General features: G+C 55.9%; 18 protein-coding genes. 6 read left to right on the top strand and 12 right to left on the bottom strand.

Annotated features, from left to right (window positions below):
* Nucleotides 1–33 precede the first annotated feature (33 nt).
* The 11 genes from TH30_RS13800 to TH30_RS13750 form a co-directional block, all read right to left on the bottom strand.
* Nucleotides 34–597 carry a phage tail protein gene (locus TH30_RS13800; RefSeq protein ID WP_220150322.1) on the bottom strand — a complete coding sequence of 188 codons (564 nt, stop codon included), beginning with the start codon at nt 595–597 and terminating at the stop codon, nt 34–36.
* Nucleotides 598–710: 113 nt separating this feature from the next.
* Nucleotides 711–1,472 carry a hypothetical protein gene (locus TH30_RS13795; RefSeq protein ID WP_147252003.1) on the bottom strand — a complete coding sequence of 254 codons (762 nt, stop codon included), beginning with the start codon at nt 1,470–1,472 and terminating at the stop codon, nt 711–713.
* 83 nt (nt 1,473–1,555) lie between these two features.
* Nucleotides 1,556–2,212 (bottom strand): phage tail protein, encoded by a 657-nt coding sequence (locus TH30_RS13790; protein ID WP_114098665.1) that lies wholly within the window; start codon nt 2,210–2,212, stop codon nt 1,556–1,558.
* An 87-nt stretch (nt 2,213–2,299) separates the two neighbouring features.
* The gene (locus TH30_RS13785; RefSeq protein WP_114098664.1) at nt 2,300–2,575 is read right to left on the bottom strand and encodes a hypothetical protein; all 276 of its coding nucleotides are present in this window, start codon (nt 2,573–2,575) and stop codon (nt 2,300–2,302) included.
* Nucleotides 2,576–2,732: 157 nt separating this feature from the next.
* The gene (locus tag TH30_RS13780; protein ID WP_114098663.1) at nt 2,733–3,548 is read right to left on the bottom strand and encodes a phage capsid protein; all 816 of its coding nucleotides are present in this window, start codon (nt 3,546–3,548) and stop codon (nt 2,733–2,735) included.
* 109 nt (nt 3,549–3,657) lie between these two features.
* A complete protein-coding gene (locus TH30_RS13775; RefSeq protein WP_114098662.1) occupies nt 3,658–4,353 on the bottom strand; it encodes a capsid assembly protein in 696 nt (231 codons plus the stop codon).
* Nucleotides 4,346–4,609 (bottom strand): Bbp19 family protein, encoded by a 264-nt coding sequence (locus tag TH30_RS13770; RefSeq protein WP_114098661.1) that lies wholly within the window; start codon nt 4,607–4,609, stop codon nt 4,346–4,348. Before TH30_RS13770 ends, TH30_RS13775 begins: the two co-directional genes overlap by 8 nt.
* The gene (locus TH30_RS13765; protein WP_258548730.1) at nt 4,606–6,177 is read right to left on the bottom strand and encodes a portal protein; all 1,572 of its coding nucleotides are present in this window, start codon (nt 6,175–6,177) and stop codon (nt 4,606–4,608) included. The genes TH30_RS13770 and TH30_RS13765 overlap by 4 nt, the downstream gene beginning before the upstream one ends.
* Before the next feature lie 2 nt (nt 6,178–6,179).
* On the bottom strand, nt 6,180–6,425 hold the full coding sequence (locus tag TH30_RS13760; RefSeq protein ID WP_114098660.1) for a hypothetical protein: 246 nt from the start codon (nt 6,423–6,425) through the stop codon (nt 6,180–6,182).
* Nucleotides 6,426–6,664: 239 nt separating this feature from the next.
* Nucleotides 6,665–7,237 (bottom strand): hypothetical protein, encoded by a 573-nt coding sequence (locus TH30_RS13755; RefSeq protein ID WP_114098659.1) that lies wholly within the window; start codon nt 7,235–7,237, stop codon nt 6,665–6,667.
* Nucleotides 7,225–7,665, bottom strand: a complete 441-nt coding sequence (locus tag TH30_RS13750; RefSeq protein WP_114098658.1) for a hypothetical protein — start codon at nt 7,663–7,665, stop codon at nt 7,225–7,227. The genes TH30_RS13755 and TH30_RS13750 overlap by 13 nt, the downstream gene beginning before the upstream one ends.
* An 861-nt stretch (nt 7,666–8,526) precedes the next feature.
* Here TH30_RS13750 and TH30_RS13740 point away from each other — a divergent pair.
* Complete coding sequence (locus tag TH30_RS13740; RefSeq protein ID WP_114098657.1) at nt 8,527–9,168, top strand: PEBP family protein; 642 nt, start codon at nt 8,527–8,529, stop codon at nt 9,166–9,168.
* Between the two features lie 89 nt (nt 9,169–9,257).
* Here the strand turns inward: TH30_RS13740 and TH30_RS13735 are convergent, their stop codons facing one another.
* On the bottom strand, nt 9,258–10,292 hold the full coding sequence (locus tag TH30_RS13735) for a LacI family DNA-binding transcriptional regulator (protein WP_181850288.1): 1,035 nt from the start codon (nt 10,290–10,292) through the stop codon (nt 9,258–9,260).
* Between the two features lie 189 nt (nt 10,293–10,481).
* Between TH30_RS13735 and TH30_RS13730 the strand changes: the two genes are divergently transcribed.
* From TH30_RS13730 to TH30_RS13710, 5 genes are all read left to right on the top strand, one after another.
* A complete protein-coding gene (locus TH30_RS13730; RefSeq protein ID WP_114098655.1) occupies nt 10,482–11,492 on the top strand; it encodes a TRAP transporter substrate-binding protein in 1,011 nt (336 codons plus the stop codon).
* A gap of 135 nt (nt 11,493–11,627) precedes the next feature.
* Nucleotides 11,628–12,152, top strand: coding sequence for a TRAP transporter small permease (locus TH30_RS13725; protein WP_114098654.1), 525 nt, complete (start codon nt 11,628–11,630; stop codon nt 12,150–12,152).
* On the top strand, nt 12,149–13,426 hold the full coding sequence (locus tag TH30_RS13720) for a TRAP transporter large permease (RefSeq protein WP_220150321.1): 1,278 nt from the start codon (nt 12,149–12,151) through the stop codon (nt 13,424–13,426). The genes TH30_RS13725 and TH30_RS13720 overlap by 4 nt, the downstream gene beginning before the upstream one ends.
* Nucleotides 13,427–13,436: 10 nt before the next feature.
* Nucleotides 13,437–13,976: a VOC family protein gene (locus tag TH30_RS13715; protein WP_114098652.1), complete on the top strand. Its 540-nt coding sequence runs from the start codon at nt 13,437–13,439 to the stop codon at nt 13,974–13,976.
* Between the two features lie 3 nt (nt 13,977–13,979).
* Nucleotides 13,980–15,251, top strand: coding sequence for a RuBisCO large subunit C-terminal-like domain-containing protein (locus TH30_RS13710; protein WP_114098651.1), 1,272 nt, complete (start codon nt 13,980–13,982; stop codon nt 15,249–15,251).
* Nucleotide 15,252 lies beyond the last annotated feature (1 nt).

The following is a 15,252-nucleotide window of genomic DNA, read 5'->3' as shown; positions in this document are numbered from 1 at the left end:
AACCGGGCCCCGACCAGATCACATCAGGCCAGATCAGACCTTGATAATGTAATTCACCACCAGGAATGGCTGCATATTGTTATGCGGCTGATCGCCGCCTTCAATGATGCCATTCTGGCTAGACGATGAACCGGCGTTATTTCCGGATTGCCCAACTGCTGCATCAATATGACCACTGTGCGAAGGCATCTCATCAACGGTCAATTGATGCGTTTCAGTACCATCGACCGCACCAATGACACGGTCTGTCAGGCCACCACCCTGACCGGCACCGACCGGAATACGACCGCGCAGATCCGGCAGTTTGAAACCACCGGCCGACTGGCCTTCGCCATAGGTGGTGCCAATGGCCGCAAACAGATCGGCAAACTCGCTTGCGGGCACTTCCGCGCCATCACAAATCAGGAAGCCTTCCGGGGCCACCGAACCGGCAAAGGGCAGCACGGTCGCGACGGGCACCGAACCGGAGGAGCTACCACCACCAAACATGACCTGAAGCGCTTGCAAAAGCTGGGTATCGTCCATGCGATCCGGAACAATGTCCGCTGCCAGAACAACGTTGAGAACTTCGCTTTCAACCGGGCTCAAACACTGCATTTGAATTCTCCAATTGCGGGGCAAAAAGAACCCCGGCAAGCGGTGCCTGCCGGGGGAAAGATGTCTGGTTTCAGAAAAACTTATTGAGCTGAAACACTGGGATAGCATCAGGGTTAGGGATGACCCGAAACCGTCATATCAAAGCCGATTACGCCACTACTTGTTCCGCCATTTGGTGATCGCATTGCAATCCCGGCAAGATGGTAGCCTTCGGTTAGAAGGCCGGCATAAGTTGGCGCAAGAGAAGCCTGCGGCTGAACTCCGCTGGCATAAGCTCCGATTGGTGTTCCATCAATTGCCACCATAGCTGCCGATCCATTCGAGCAATCGGCATAACCAGCAGCACTCAAACTTACAGCATCATCAGCCCAGCACAGGAAGCCAATTGAGTTTGCTGTCGTGGTAACGATCTGGAAGGATGTTGACGAAACAGAAACAGCACCAGTGGAAGAGTTTTTGGCAATCGGCTGACGATTATACCAGCTTGCCACAAGTTCTGGAGCTGCAGGCCATGCATCGTTTTGCAGCACATATACCATGCCTACCAAGGTTCTGGTTTCATCGCCAAGTTTGATTTCGATACCTGTGACTTCGCTCTGCGTATGGCCGACTGATGACCATTCCAGCACCAATTCCCCATTGATTACCGCTGCATAGACGTAATACAGGTTGTTTGCTTGGGTTGATGTCGCAGCGATAGAAACCCCTTCCACTGGGATATCGTATAGCCCACCATTGATCACAATTTTACGACCACCAAAACGACGGAGTACCAACATACCGTTGAGCTCGACCAAACGGCATTGGCTTGTCGTGCATGATGCAGCAAAGTTTGCGATTGCGGCACAGAGGTTCATTTGTTCGTTAGTTGTCATTCGTCACTCTTATGTACTGGTCGATAACGAAAACCCCGGCAAGCGATGCCTGCCGGGGGAAAGATGTCTGATTTCAGAAAGACTTACTGAGCTGAAACAGTGGGATAGAACGCCTTGATCGCATAAGTCATCGCAACGTTGCGCGGGCGAACTGCACCGGAATAACCCTGATCTCCCGAGACGCCCGGCAAGGCTGTGATGGATTGTCCCGGAGCACCTGCAAGTCCACCATCCAAGTAGTCGCTTGAGTCATATGCCTCGTAACCGAGGGCACCAGCAACATCACCAGAGGTGAGAGTAGTGGTAACGCTCCAAACTGAGTCATTGCCCGTATCAAAACCTGCAATGCTTGGCTTTTGCCAGGAGCCGAACACACGCCCCGCATCTACGCCGCGACCATCATCAAAGCCGCGAACAAACTCGCCGCGTAGATCAGGAAGGTTGAACGTCGAAACCTGATCACCATGGCCCCAAAGCGTGCCAATCGCAGCAAACAGATCAGCATATTCCGTGCGCGAGATCGCAGCGCCATCACAGACCAGCCAGCCTTCCGGGGCGGTCGGCATCGCAAATGCCGAAACCGAGCCGATTTCGCTGCCGATGATAACGGTGTTACCGCCACCGGAAATCAGGGTGTTGATCGCCTGAAGCAGCTGGGTTTTATCATCGCAATCAGGCCAGATGCCAGCCCCCTGAATGACATTGAGGATTTCACATTCGACAGCAGTATTCCCCTGCATGCGCAGTCTCCTTGGTTGGGAAAAGAAAACCCCGGCAGCAGTGCTACCGGGGCCGAGGGTGAGGGAGGAAATAAAAGAGATGCGCGCTTAGTCGGTATTGGCCGTGCCAATTGCCGTCATGTCGCGGACATCAACGCCCGCAGCACCCGAGCTTGCGACCACGAAAAGGCCGCCAGACAGGGTGGCGTCGCGGTTGGTATTGGCGATGATGAAATCACCGACACGCAGCATGTCGCGTGCATCGGCAAAATAGCCCGATGTATCAACGTCGGCGGCGACATCCGGGGTGATGTAATGCCAAAGCGTAAAGCCGTTGGCATAGGCCAGAACACTGAGGTTTCTGGCTTTGAAACCTTCTGCCATCTATGGGCTCCTGTGGTTGTCTTTGTCAGAGATTTGAGCTTGCCGATCGAGATCCCCGCCTTCGCGGGGATGACGATGGGTAAAACACGTGCGTGGAACGAACGTCATTCCCGCGCAGGCGGGAACCTCAAGCAGCGCATTGAGCAGGACTTCGTCCTTATTCCTGCGCCTGCAAACAGGTCACGCCATCGCCGTCAATCAGGGCAGCGCCCTGTGACATCGAGTTGTTCACGAAATGCGCCGCATGATCGCCATGCCAGGTGATATCGGATTGAACGTCCGAGCCAATCGCGTGACCGATGGCGGTGCGGTGATACCAGAAACAGGACCGGATGCCCGCCGCCACCGGAAGCCCCGAATGGGGCATCCAGAGCGTTCCCAACCATCGTTTGGCCTGTGTGCCCTTCCAGGGCAGATCATCATCACCAATATAATCGGCATTGGAAAATTCGTTGATCTGCAACAGTTCCGACCATTGTTTCCAGCCGACAATCGCATAGCGCTGCCCGTCATCGGGAACATCGCGTTCGCCCAGTCCTTCGAACGCCATCATGACTTTTTCAAGCGTCATGCCCTCGGCATTATCGGGCACGATATCATCGCCCTGCACCAGTGCATTGATGATCAGCTCGTCGGTCTTGCGGCCCAGCGCATAGGCCCCGGCATTGGCCAGAACCATCTTTTCGTCATGGTTGATTTTAAGTTCATCAAGCGCATCAACCCAGTCCCCGGCATAGTAATCGCGCAGATCACACCGCACCGCTTCATGATCGACATTCATCACCGGTACCTTGCCGTGGCGCGCCTTGGTCATTGCCGTGCCCTTGCCGACTTTCTGGAAAACCGTGGTCGCGCCCTTGATCGAATTTTTCACCCGGACCGTGTTGCGCAATTTTGATCCCATGCGCTGATAGGCCTGATGCACATCGGCCTGAAAATGATCAATAAAGCTTTGATCAATGGTATCGCTCATCGCTATTCGCCCCCTTTGAAGAAATGAAATCCGGGCATCAAAAGCCCGTCACCAAAGCCATCTGCCCCTGGTGCCCGTTACGCGTCATCTGTTGGAAAATGCGGTTGTCCTAATCGCCGCGCAGGCGCGCAAAGCCCGCCTGTACCTCGGCAATCAGGGCCGGATCGCGATCACGCCAATAGCGCGGATCATTCATTTTGGCCCGGATATCGGCGCGCAAATCGCCACTGCCATCGGCATCATTCGTACGACCCAATGTGATCTCGCCTGCCTGCGTCATCAAACGATGGAGCGCCATCACCCCGTCCCTGGTCTGACAAAGTGTTTCAAAGGCCGCATCGGGCAGGTTAGCCCGCCCCCATTGTTCGATCCGCGGTGCCAGGGCCTGCCATGCGTCCTTGCCACCAAATTCAGTGATCAGGGCCGCCCGGTCCGATGCCCGTTTGGCGGCCTGATCCATATCGGCCATCATCGGACCCAGAATTTCCCCGGCGAGATCATAAACAAGCTGGGCCTGCGCATTGTTAAATCCCGCTTGATGCAGGCGCTTGTTCAGATCGGGATCCATGCCGCCAAGCGCATCATCAACCGAAATCGCATAGTCATCAGCACTGGCAGGCACCGTGAGCATATCGGCTTTATTCCCGTCATGCTTATCACCCTGATCATCCGGCAAGCCCCCAGACAAAAGCCCCGCATCAGCGGGGCCCGGATCAGGAATTTCAGTTTCAATTTGTGGTTCGGCACCACCGCCCGACAGGCTGTCATTTGGCGGTGTTTCATTATCCGCGATGATGTCAGTCATCTGCCTCCTCCGCAGTGTTGTTTGCTGTTGCAAGCCGCCGGATCAAAAGCACCAGTGCGCGTTGCCCTTCGCGCATCCAGATCGCCCCCGGACTTGCATCCGGGCCAAGGGCGGTGTGCAGAATATGGGCTTCAAGATCATCGAGAACCTGTTGCCCGGCGGGACTGTCAAAACAGGCCTGCCAGTGATCATTTTCCGCGCCCGGATTTGGAGACTCTTGCGGTTCGAACCAGTCCCAACCGTTTTCGGTGTTCATGCCAGTTCCTCCGCCATAATGGCTGGCAAGGCCGGTTTCAAAAGATGGTCCGGCACCCCGAACTGATCGGCAAGCCAGCGCACCATGACCGGCAAGTCGACCTCATTCATCGCATCGGGGCCAAGGGTTGCGATGCGTGAAAGCCAGTCAAGCACCTGTCCGGCCTGTACCCGTCTTGGCAATTGCGCCAGCGGCGCAGAATGGCGCAAAACCACGACATCCCCGTCAACCGGAATGTCGGGAAGTTCCCCGGTCCGGCTCAGGATATGAAGCGCCCGGCGGATCAGCGGATAAAGCAATTCCGCCTGCAACCGGCCATAGGTCGCACCAAGCAACCGCGCATTTTCCGATGCACGTTCAAGCACCTCGGTCGCGGTCATGCCCGGTTGATCAACCTGACCCAGCCGGTCGGCCAGAAGACAGCGGCGAATACGATCGCGCAGATCTGACAACACAAGGTCAGACACATCAAACCGGCCTGGCGCATCAAGCGGCTTGAGCCCCGCCGATCCGACCGCCTTGGGGATGATGCTGCCCGGTACAAGTCGAATGGTGGCCGGGTTTAACACCCCGTCATCATCGGCCTGCCAGATGCCGGTCACGGCAATCGATGCGTTTTTAAGAACAAGTTCGACCACCTTGTTCGCGGTTTTGATATCAGGCAGCGCCTTCATCACAGGCGACCTTCCATAAATCTCACCCGGGGCCTTCATCCAGCGAAAGGCGATATAGGGCGAAACATCAAACTGCCCGCGATAAATCAGATCATCCTGTGATGCCCCGCCTTCCTCGCGAAAGACGTAAATCTCATATCCCGATTGCCCGCTGGTGGCCGGTATAACCGCTTCGATCACGGCAAAGCGTTTCTGATGATCTTCTTCATCATTGCTTGCCCCGAATTCGGGCAGCTTCCCGGCACCGGGCCAGTTCGACATGATGTCATCACGGCTCAGCATCAGCTTGCGAAACACCGCGTCCATCTTGCCATCAGATCGTTCTTCAAAGGCCAGATCACGCAGCGGAACGGCAGCAAATAGAAAGGCCGACGGGCTTTGCAAACCGGCCTTTTCAAGACGCAGGCACGCGGTGCCAGCCGTGACCAGATCAAGAAAGGCCTGATGCATCTCGACTGCAAAGTTCGACCGGTCAAAATGCCCCTGAAGAATGCGCACCGCACGCCCAAGCTGTTCTGTCAGAACCTCGCGATCATCGGACGCAACATTGCCGCCCGGTTCAAGATCAAACCAGCCACCCGCAGGCGGGGTAATTTCGGCCATCAGACTTGCGGCAAGCTGTTCGACCGCATCGGGTGCGGTTGCGTCAAACACCCGGTCAAGGCGCTTGCCCCCGCTGGTTTGCCGGGCGGCACCATTGCGTTGAGGCAGGGCAAACTCATAACATTCCTGCCAATGGGCCAGCCAGTTGCGCCGACGGCCCACCGCCTTTTGATAGCGGCTGCGCAGCTGGGCAATACTGGTGTTGGTGTTGGCGTTCTTGTCCCTGGCGCTGGCCTTTTGCGGCTCCTGCCCGGCGGCACCATGGGTCATCTGTTTTGCCGGTTTTGCCATGCCTATTCCCCCAAAAGGTTTTTGCCACCGCCAAGCCCGGTGATGCGGTCATTCAGCAAGCCGCGAAAGCTTGTGGTGATCAGGCTGGACCGGCCATAACGCCGACGTTCAAGGGCTTCCTTGCGGGCATTGCCGGTTGCGGTTTCCGAGCCGGTTGGCGTCTTCGCAGCCGCATCGTTGGTGGTGGTTGCGGTCGTGACCGGATTGCTGACCATGACCGGCTTTGGCGTTGAAAACAGGCTTCCCATCGCGGTCTCCGGGTTGTGAAGTTTGGTGATGGTTGCGAAAGAGCACGTTGCACGAGCCCCCGCCTTCGCGGGGATGACGGTGCCCAAAACAGCTGCAAGGAACGAACGTCATTCCCGCGAAGGCGGGAAACGCGATCCACAAGCTCAAGGCCAAACGCAAAAACGCCCGCAAGGGTCGGAACCCTGCGGGCGCAATTATCGCGTTGATTTGCCTCTTATAGCATCACAAAAAGAACAAATCAAGAACATTTTTCAGAAAAATAAACATGGCCGTTTTCAGTCGTCCGGTCCCTGCCCGTTTGGCTTTGCGCGTACATATGACGATAAAGCTGCCAGGGGGTGATGATCCAAAAGGCCGAAATACCCAGCAATCGTTTAACCAGTTCGACACAGCTCATCGGGCCAAACCGGGCCTTGCGCGTGACCATGTGCGGGTAATGGGCCCAGATGCAATGATGGCCGATTGACCGGTAATAGGCCGCCGGATCAAAGATCGGCGAATAGGCCCAGCTTTCACAGCGCACCCGGTGGCTTTGCGGATCAAGGCAAATCCATTCCCCGGCCCGCAATCCCGACACCAGCACAAAGCAATGGCGAAATCCGGGTTTAAGAAACCGCAATAACCGCTTTTCCGGGGCATCGGCAAAGACCACCAGAACCGATGCCTCGCGCGCCGATGTCGACTGGCTGATCCATTGATCAAGCGACGTATCGTTGCTGGCATCCGCATTTGGGATGGCATGATAATTGTCGTCGTCACCTACCCTGCCCGGCGCGACAGAACACAGATTTTCAAAACTCAGATTCCGCATGGCGACAAATCCCCGCGCAGTTTGATCATGACCTCGTCATGGTGGAAATCCTCATCGCGGCGGCGCGTCACAATCCCGCGTGTGATCAGGACATTTTCAAGCGCCTCCATGGCCTGCCGCCACAGGCTGTCCTTACCTTTTTCACGCGGATCACGGGGATCGGGTTCGCGTTCCACCAGCCCGAAATATTCAAGAACCTGCAAATGCCGGTCGGTCAATGTCCCGGCCTGTTTCAGCCGCATCACCGCGTTATAGACATCATCGGGATCGCACGGGCGCACCACCTCGCCCGCATCGGCGATCACGCGTGCGCCCTCGATCCGCGCGGTCTGACATCGCACGAACCAGAACCATGCCTGACGCGCACTGGCAAAGGGCGTAATTTCACGCTCTGACAGGGGTTTTGGAAAAAGTCGTTGTTCGGTCACGTCGCCCTCCTGCTGGCTGGATTCTCATCGCAACGCCGACCATGCAATCCCCTGGGATGGGGCACCAAACAGCCATTTCACCCGCCAAAAAGCCAAGCTGAACCCATCGCACGCACATAAGTGCGCATCGTTACGATGATGCTGGTTTGTGATTTCCCCAAAGACGGCCATGCCGCCCAATTCCGGCAACGGTGACACAGCCGTTGCATATTTCAGGGCACCCCGCCGCCTATGAGCAGATGGAGAAATCCCTATTTCTGGATGCAGTTCCGGTGTTGATTTGCAAGTTATAATCCCCTTTTGTTCTCATTGTAAAGGATTAATTTCCTATCTTCCATAAATTGCACCCTCGCAGGAAACTGCGCATCCTCGCGAAACCCGTTCAAATATGAGAGTATCCCTTATGCACTCAGTAGATATTTGGGGGAATATAATGAGGCGTTTAGCGATCTTTACTTTCCTAGTGCTGGCCAGCTGCACAGGGCAGATCATGAAAGGCTACATTGGACAGTCGATCCAGGAGCCAATTCTTGACTATGGGCCCCCAATAAACGTGATCGAACTTGGAGACGACCGACGTGCATACCAATGGAACATAACCACAGGCGGCATGGTTCCTATTTCCGGTCCCACGACGACAACATTGGTACCGTATTCAGATTCTTGCGTACATACACTAACCGCTACCAAGTCAGGCGATGACTACATAGTTGATGGCCACAGACAGACTCACGCCTTCTGCGAATAAGCTGACTAAACTGCGCTTTTAGGCCAAGCTCCGATGACGGCACACTGAAACCGAAAGGAGCTAAAGGCGTGGGAGCTATCAAAGATGCACCATTGGGGATTGGGATTTTCGCAATGAAACGCCTTGTCACTACCTTTGCTTTTCTGTGCTTTTCGGCGAGTCCGCTTGCGGCCGAAACATTCCGGGCCGATGTCTGGGCGGATAACTGGTTTAAAATGCGCATCAATGGCGTTCAGGTCGCAGAGGACAGTGTTCCCATCACGACCGAGCGATCCTTTAATGCCGAAAGCTTTGCGTTTGAGGCCGAACGCCCCTTTGTGATCGGTCTGGTCGCCAAGGATTTCAAACAGGATGATACAGGGCTGGAATATATCGGCACACGGCGTCAGCAAATGGGTGATGGCGGCGTGATTGTCCAGATCAGGGACCGTGCAGGCAAGACCGTCGCGGCAAGCAATGCGGATTGGCAATGCCGGGTCATTCACACCGCCCCGCTTGATAAATCCTGTGCCCGCGAACGCAACCCGGTTGCGGGTATTGGCCCCTGCGGTTTCACAATCACACCCGAACCGGCAGGTTGGGATCAGGCCGGTTTTGATGCGTCTTCCTGGCCGCAAGCCGTTGAGTATTCCGAGCGCGCCGTGCGTCCCAAGGACGGTTACGACAGGATAAGATGGGATGCAAATGCACGGCTGATCTGGGGACCGGACCTTGAACAAAGCAACACCATCCTATGTCGCCTTACCGTTCAATGATCCGAGCATGAAAGCTGTGATGTCCTGGCAGGGTGGTCCGCCGCACAGTGCAGTTATGAAGGGCTGGTTTACCCACGCACCATACAGAGTTACGGCAAATTCTCTTTGACCACCACTTCCATGGTCAGTTTGGCCAGGTCCTTGTCGACCTGACCACCGGCGCGCAGATTTTCAAAGATGCGCAGCACATTATGCACGATCACGCCGGGGCTTTGGGTGATGACGACATCCATGATGTCTTCAAGCAGGAAACGACGGGTATCGGGTGTCAGGCCATGGCCGATAAAGATGATGTCGCGTCCACGACCGCTTTCGCGCAAGGCGCGTGCCACCCCGTCCGATGCCCCGCCGACGTTATAGATGCCAATCAGATCGGGATATTCTTCGAGCAGTGATTTGGTGTGCAGATAGTTTTCGCTGCGATCATCGTGGCCTTCGCGGGCTGCAACCACGCGCAGTTCGGGAAATTCTTCTTCCATCAGGCTGAGGAAGCCCATTTCGCGTTCTTCATGGGCGCGATAGGTGCGGCTGGCCGCAATCATTGCCACCCGCCCGCTGCGACTGCCCTTGAACCGGCCCAGCAAATATCCTGCCGTCCGGCCAACCGCACGGTTATCAAGCCCGACATAGGCGGCATGGGGCACACCGGAAATATCGGACACCACCGTAATCATATGCTTTCCGGCATTCTGAAGTTCGGACACGGTTTCACGCACCAGCGGATGATCAATCGCCATAAAAGCAATGCCATCGGCCTTTTCGCCATGCTGACGAAGCGCCTCGGACAGAAGTTGCGGATTGAAACTGTCGATGAAAAAGCACCGCGCGCGGATGTTATAGCCCGTGGTGGCCTCGGCCGCAGTTTTGATGCGATCACCAAGCAACTGCAAATACGGGTTGGTGCCCGATGGCAACAGGAACACGACCCGCATCGGTTTGGGCCGAAACGCTTCGGCCATATCGGTTTCGGGCAGATAGCCAAGCTCGCTTGCCGCTTGCAAAACCCGCTTTGCCGTGCGTTCACGCACGCCCGGACGTTTGTTCAAAACGCGGTCAACCGTTGCCGGTGAAACCCCGGAAAGCTCGGCGATATCCTTGATGATGGGGCCGGTCGTTTTTGGCATCTGATCCTCAAAAAACATCAAAACACATCATTTTATGATGTTTGATGAGGCAAAATGTTTCACGTATTCTGCGTCCATTCAAGGGAAAAGATATAACAATCCCGACCGGAAAACAGATAAGGTACGAACATATCTTTCAAAGGTGCGTTCTGCCGTCAAAACGCTCATAAACCATCATGGGAGGAAACCATGGCTATGCATAAAAAGTTTCGCCAGCTCGCGACCACCTTTGCAGCGGCAGCTTCGTTTGCCGTGATCGCACACGGCGCGCAGGCGCAGGAATATGAACTGAATTACGGCCACATGAACTCGCCGACCAGCGTTGTTGGCATGCAGGCAGACTGGCTGGCCGAAGAAGTCGCCAAGAACACCAATGGCGCGGTCAAGATCGATGTTTACCCGTCCTCCCAGCTTGGCAAGATTCAGGAACTGGCCGAAGGCGTTTCGATGGGTTCCATCGCGCTTTCGCACAATACCGCTGGTGCGCTGAGCTCGCTTTACGAAGATTTCGGTGTGCTCGACACCCCGTATCTGTATCGCGACTATGATCACCTGATGAAGGTTGTCGACATCAATTCCCCGATCATGGCCGAACTTAATCAGGGTCTGATCGACAATACCGGCATGCGCGTCCTGTATGCGTTCTATTTCGGCACCCGTCAGCTGACCGCCAATATGGCCGTCAAGACGCCTGCTGATCTGGCTGGTGTCAAAATCCGCGCCATTCCGTCCCCGGTTTATCTGACCGCGGTCGAGGGCCTTGGTGCTGCCCCGGTTCCGGTTGACTGGTCGGAAGTCCCGACCGCCCTTGCAACCGGTATCGTTCAGGGCCAGGAAAACCCGGTAAACGTTGCAGTTGACCACAAGCTCTTTGATGTTCAGTCGCACATGATGCTGACCGGTCATATTTCGGCCGCCGAGATCGTCGTGATCAACGAAGACCTGTGGCAGAGCTTCCCGCAGGACATCAAGGACGGCCTCACCAAGGCGGCTGAAACAGTTCGTCAGAAAGCCTCCCAGATGATCCTTGATAAGGAAGCAGGCGATCTTCAGAAGCTTAAGGATGCCGGCATGACCATCATTGGTCCGGATGACGGTCTTGATGTTGCGGCCTTCCGCGCCGGTGTCGAGAAACTCGTCCACGAGCGTTTTGACGACAAATACGGCAAGTATTTCGAACAGATCGCTGCTGTAAAATAAAACGATCAGGGCGGCATCAGGGAACCTTGCGTTCAGGGATGTCGCCCGCCCCTTTTATCCCGCTTTTATTCAGGTATCGTCATGCCGTACAGGAATTCCCCGATCTACAGGGGACTGGACCGCATCTGCCGCTTCATGACCGCATTATCCATGCTGATGCTGGGTTTGATGGCTGTGCTGGTGGTTGGTCAGGTGATCTTGCGCAACTTCTTTGATCTTGGCCTGCCCTGGGCCGATGAATTGTCGCGCATTTCCAATATCGCCCTGGTGTTCTTTGCCGTTCCGGCCTTGATGCTGCACAACCGTCATATCGCAATTGATCTGCTTTATAGCGCCCTGCGGCCTTGCGGAAAGGCGATCCTGCGATTTTCCAATTATGTGCTGATCAGCGCATTTGCAGGGATCTTCCTGTTTGGTCTTTACAAGTTTCTGATCCGTGCGGGCAAATTCACCACCCCGTCGCTCAACCTTTCGAATTATGCAGTTTATGCGCCGGTTCTGATCGCGATTGTGCTTTTGCTGATTGTTGCACTCTATCGCCTGATCACCGGCACCGAACCTGCTTCTGACTTTGACACCGAAGAAGACGAAAACCCGATTGCCAAGGCCATCGCCGAGGAAATGTCGGAACAGGTATCGTCTGGGGATTCCCGCAAATGATGAGTGCAACCCTTCTTATCCTGTTTCTCGCACTCATGATCATTCGTGTGCCGATTGCGGTCTGTCTGGGCCTGTCATCGGCTGTGGTGATGATCCTGTTTAACCTGCCGATGGCGGTTCTGGCGCAGCGCACGGTCAATGCGCTTGATTCAACCCCGCTTCTGGCCGTGCCGCTTTTCATCTTTGCCGCCAATCTTCTCAGCCTGTCGGGTGTGACCAACCATCTGTTTGAACTGGTCCGCATGATGGTTGGCTGGATCCGGGGTGGGACCGCACAGGTCAGCGTTCTGGTCAGCCTGATTTTCTCGGGCGTGTCGGGTGCGGCCCTTGCCGATATCGGGGCCCTTGGTGCCGTTCAGATCAAGATGATGCGCAAACAGGGTTATTCTTCCGAGTTTGCATCGGGCATCACCATGGCGGCAGCCACCATCGGTCCGATCTTCCCGCCAAGCATTCCGTTGATCATCTTTGCGTCGGTCTCGAACGTATCAGCGGTCAAGCTTCTGATTGCAGGCATCGTTCCGGCCATCCTGATCACCATCCTTTTGATGGCACAGGTTGCCGTGATGGCGCGCATCTATAAATTGCCGCGTGACGAGGTGAAATTCAGCCTTGCGGCCTTTGCCCGCAAATTCGTCGTCTCGCTTCCTGCCCTTGCCGCCCCGGTTCTTTTGATCGGCGGTCTGATTTCGGGGTATTTCGGGCCGACCGAAGTGGCCGGTGTCACGGTTGCCTATGCGCTTTTGATCGGCAAGTTCATCTATGGGCAGCTTGATCTCAAACGTGTTCTGATTGCCGCACGCGACAGTGTCGATGCCACGGGCAATGTCCTGTTCATCGTTGCCACCGCCGCCCTGTTTGCCTGGGTCCTGACCATGGATCGCCTGCCGGCAACGGCAAGCGAGTTCCTTCTGGGGCTTTCAAGCGATCCGCTGGTGCTGCTTCTGATCGTCAATGTGCTGTTGCTGGTGGTCGGCATGTTCCTTGAATCCATTGCCGCCATCCTGATCATCGCACCGATCATTACCCCTGCCATGACGGCGGCCGGTGTTGATCCGCTGCAACTTGGCATCGTGTTCGTTCTCAATCTGATGATCGGGCTTCTGACCCCGCCGGTCGGCATGAGCCTTTATATGGTCAGCATCATCGCCAAGATGCCGCTGCACCGCGTGATCCGGGGCGCCTTGCCCTTCCTGTTACCGCTGTTTTTGTCGCTGCTCGCAGTGACCTGCATACCGGCAATCTCTGTCTGGTTGCCCAACCTTCTGGATTAAGTGAGGAAACATGAGCAGATTTCTTGGTGAAATTCGCCAGCTCGGTTATGTCGTGCCCGATATCGAAGAGGCCATGGAATACTGGTCCACGACCATGGGTGTCGGCCCCTGGTACTATAACCCGCGCGTGCCGATCGAGGATTACCGTTATGACGGCAAGGCCTATGACGTCCACAACTCGGTCGCACTTGCCAATTCCGGTTACGTTCAGGTCGAACTGATCCAGACCCGCAATGACGCGCCGTCCATGTATCGCGACTTTACCCAGGCCGGGAATGTCGGCCTGCAACATGTCGCCTACTGGACCGAGAAGTTTGATGATGACCTTGCCCTGATGGAAAGCAAGGGCTTCAACGTCAAAATGAGCGGCAAGGTCGGTGACAATGGTCGCTTTGTCTATTTTGACCGCGAAATGCATCCGGGCACCGTGATCGAACTTTCCGAAGTTGTCGGTCCGAAAGGCCGTCTGTTCAAGTCGATCTATGAAGCCTCGATTGACTGGGACGGTTCTGAACCGATCCGTCCTTTCCCGTCGCTTTCGGAAATCTGAGCCATGGACCTGATCGAAGCCCGCTATCTTATCGAAACGCCGATGGATCCTGCAAAGATCGCCGCCATCATGGCTGGCGAACAAAGCAGCGGAACATTCGTGCGCGTAGCAGGTGAAACCGACGAGCTGCGCGAACGCTGTTCGGCGCGTGTGCTTGAAGTCCGCGAACTGACCCCGGTCAATCACCCCAGCCTGCATAGTGCCTATCTGACTGAGCGCGGCATCACCGGCCCCTATCGCCGGGCCGAGATCCGCATCGGTTTTCCGACTGGCAATATCGGCAAAAACCTTGCGACGCTGGCCGCAACGGTTTCGGGCAATCTTTATGATCTGGGCGAAATCACCGGGCTTAAGCTGATTGATGTCACAGTGCCCAAGGCCTATCGCGATCTTTATGATTATCCGGTGGCCGGAACCAAGGGCACGCGCGATCGCATGGATGTCCATTGTCGCCCGTTCTTTGGCACGATCATCAAGCCGAATGTCGGCCTGCGCAGCGACGATATCGCCCGTCTGGTCGGGCAGCTTTGCGAAGCCGGTGTCGATTTCATCAAGGATGATGAAGTCTGCGCCAATCCGGCATCCGCCCCGCTTGCCGAACGCATCCCGGCCGTGATGGATCAGGTCCGTCGTTATCGGGATCGTACCGGGCGCGATGTGATGATTGCCTTTAACATCACCGATGAAACCGATGCCATGCGTCACCATGCCGACCTGATTGAAAAAGAAGGCGGATCATGCGCGATGGTCAGCATGAACTGGACGGGTCTTTCAGCCCTTCAGACCTTGCGCAAATCGACCGGCCTTGTCCTGCACGGGCATCGCAACGGCTTTGGGGCGCTGTCGCGTCATCCGATGATCGGCATGGCCTATCCGGCCTATCAGACGCTGTATCGTCTGGCGGGTATGGATCACATGCATGTCCATGGCATGGGCGGTAAATTCTGTGATGAAGACAGCGAAGTCGAAGCATCGGCCCAACTGTGTGGCAAGCCGCTTGCCGCTGGCAATGGCGATGAAGATCGCGTTCTTCCGGTCTTTTCGTCGGGCCAGTGGGCTGGCACGGTTCCGGCCACCTGCAAGGCGGTCGGATCGGCTGATTTCATGTTCCTGGCCGGGGGTGGCATCCTTGCCCATCCGTCGGGACCTGCGGCGGGCATCACCAGTCTGCGTCAGGCATGGGAAGCCTGCGAAGCCGGTGTCAGTCTCGAACAACATGCCAAAACCAACCCTGCCCTGTCAGAAGCCCTGGCATTTTATGGGGCACGAGGCTGAC

Source organism: Thalassospira profundimaris (assembly GCF_003326795.1).
GTDB classification, from domain to species: Bacteria; Pseudomonadota; Alphaproteobacteria; order Rhodospirillales; family Thalassospiraceae; genus Thalassospira; species Thalassospira profundimaris_C.
This window is presented reverse-complemented; position numbering and strand designations above follow the sequence as displayed.

What these genes read in the sequence shown, in the direction of transcription:
- TH30_RS13800 (WP_220150322.1), bottom strand. Translation starts at nt 597, where the DNA reads ATGCAGTGTTTGAGCCCGGTTGAAAGCGAAGTTCTCAACGTTGTTCTG.
- TH30_RS13795 (WP_147252003.1), bottom strand. Translation starts at nt 1,472, where the DNA reads ATGACAACTAACGAACAAATGAACCTCTGTGCCGCAATCGCAAACTTT.
- TH30_RS13790 (WP_114098665.1), bottom strand. Translation starts at nt 2,212, where the DNA reads ATGCAGGGGAATACTGCTGTCGAATGTGAAATCCTCAATGTCATTCAG.
- TH30_RS13785 (WP_114098664.1), bottom strand. Translation starts at nt 2,575, where the DNA reads ATGGCAGAAGGTTTCAAAGCCAGAAACCTCAGTGTTCTGGCCTATGCC.
- TH30_RS13780 (WP_114098663.1), bottom strand. Translation starts at nt 3,548, where the DNA reads ATGAGCGATACCATTGATCAAAGCTTTATTGATCATTTTCAGGCCGAT.
- TH30_RS13775 (WP_114098662.1), bottom strand. Translation starts at nt 4,353, where the DNA reads ATGACTGACATCATCGCGGATAATGAAACACCGCCAAATGACAGCCTG.
- TH30_RS13770 (WP_114098661.1), bottom strand. Translation starts at nt 4,609, where the DNA reads ATGAACACCGAAAACGGTTGGGACTGGTTCGAACCGCAAGAGTCTCCA.
- TH30_RS13765 (WP_258548730.1), bottom strand. Translation starts at nt 6,177, where the DNA reads ATGGCAAAACCGGCAAAACAGATGACCCATGGTGCCGCCGGGCAGGAG.
- TH30_RS13760 (WP_114098660.1), bottom strand. Translation starts at nt 6,425, where the DNA reads ATGGGAAGCCTGTTTTCAACGCCAAAGCCGGTCATGGTCAGCAATCCG.
- TH30_RS13755 (WP_114098659.1), bottom strand. Translation starts at nt 7,237, where the DNA reads ATGCGGAATCTGAGTTTTGAAAATCTGTGTTCTGTCGCGCCGGGCAGG.
- TH30_RS13740 (WP_114098657.1), top strand. Translation starts at nt 8,527, where the DNA reads ATGAAACGCCTTGTCACTACCTTTGCTTTTCTGTGCTTTTCGGCGAGT.
- TH30_RS13735 (WP_181850288.1), bottom strand. Translation starts at nt 10,292, where the DNA reads ATGCCAAAAACGACCGGCCCCATCATCAAGGATATCGCCGAGCTTTCC.
- TH30_RS13730 (WP_114098655.1), top strand. Translation starts at nt 10,482, where the DNA reads ATGGCTATGCATAAAAAGTTTCGCCAGCTCGCGACCACCTTTGCAGCG.
- TH30_RS13725 (WP_114098654.1), top strand. Translation starts at nt 11,628, where the DNA reads ATGACCGCATTATCCATGCTGATGCTGGGTTTGATGGCTGTGCTGGTG.
- TH30_RS13720 (WP_220150321.1), top strand. Translation starts at nt 12,149, where the DNA reads ATGATGAGTGCAACCCTTCTTATCCTGTTTCTCGCACTCATGATCATT.
- TH30_RS13715 (WP_114098652.1), top strand. Translation starts at nt 13,437, where the DNA reads ATGAGCAGATTTCTTGGTGAAATTCGCCAGCTCGGTTATGTCGTGCCC.
- TH30_RS13710 (WP_114098651.1), top strand. Translation starts at nt 13,980, where the DNA reads ATGGACCTGATCGAAGCCCGCTATCTTATCGAAACGCCGATGGATCCT.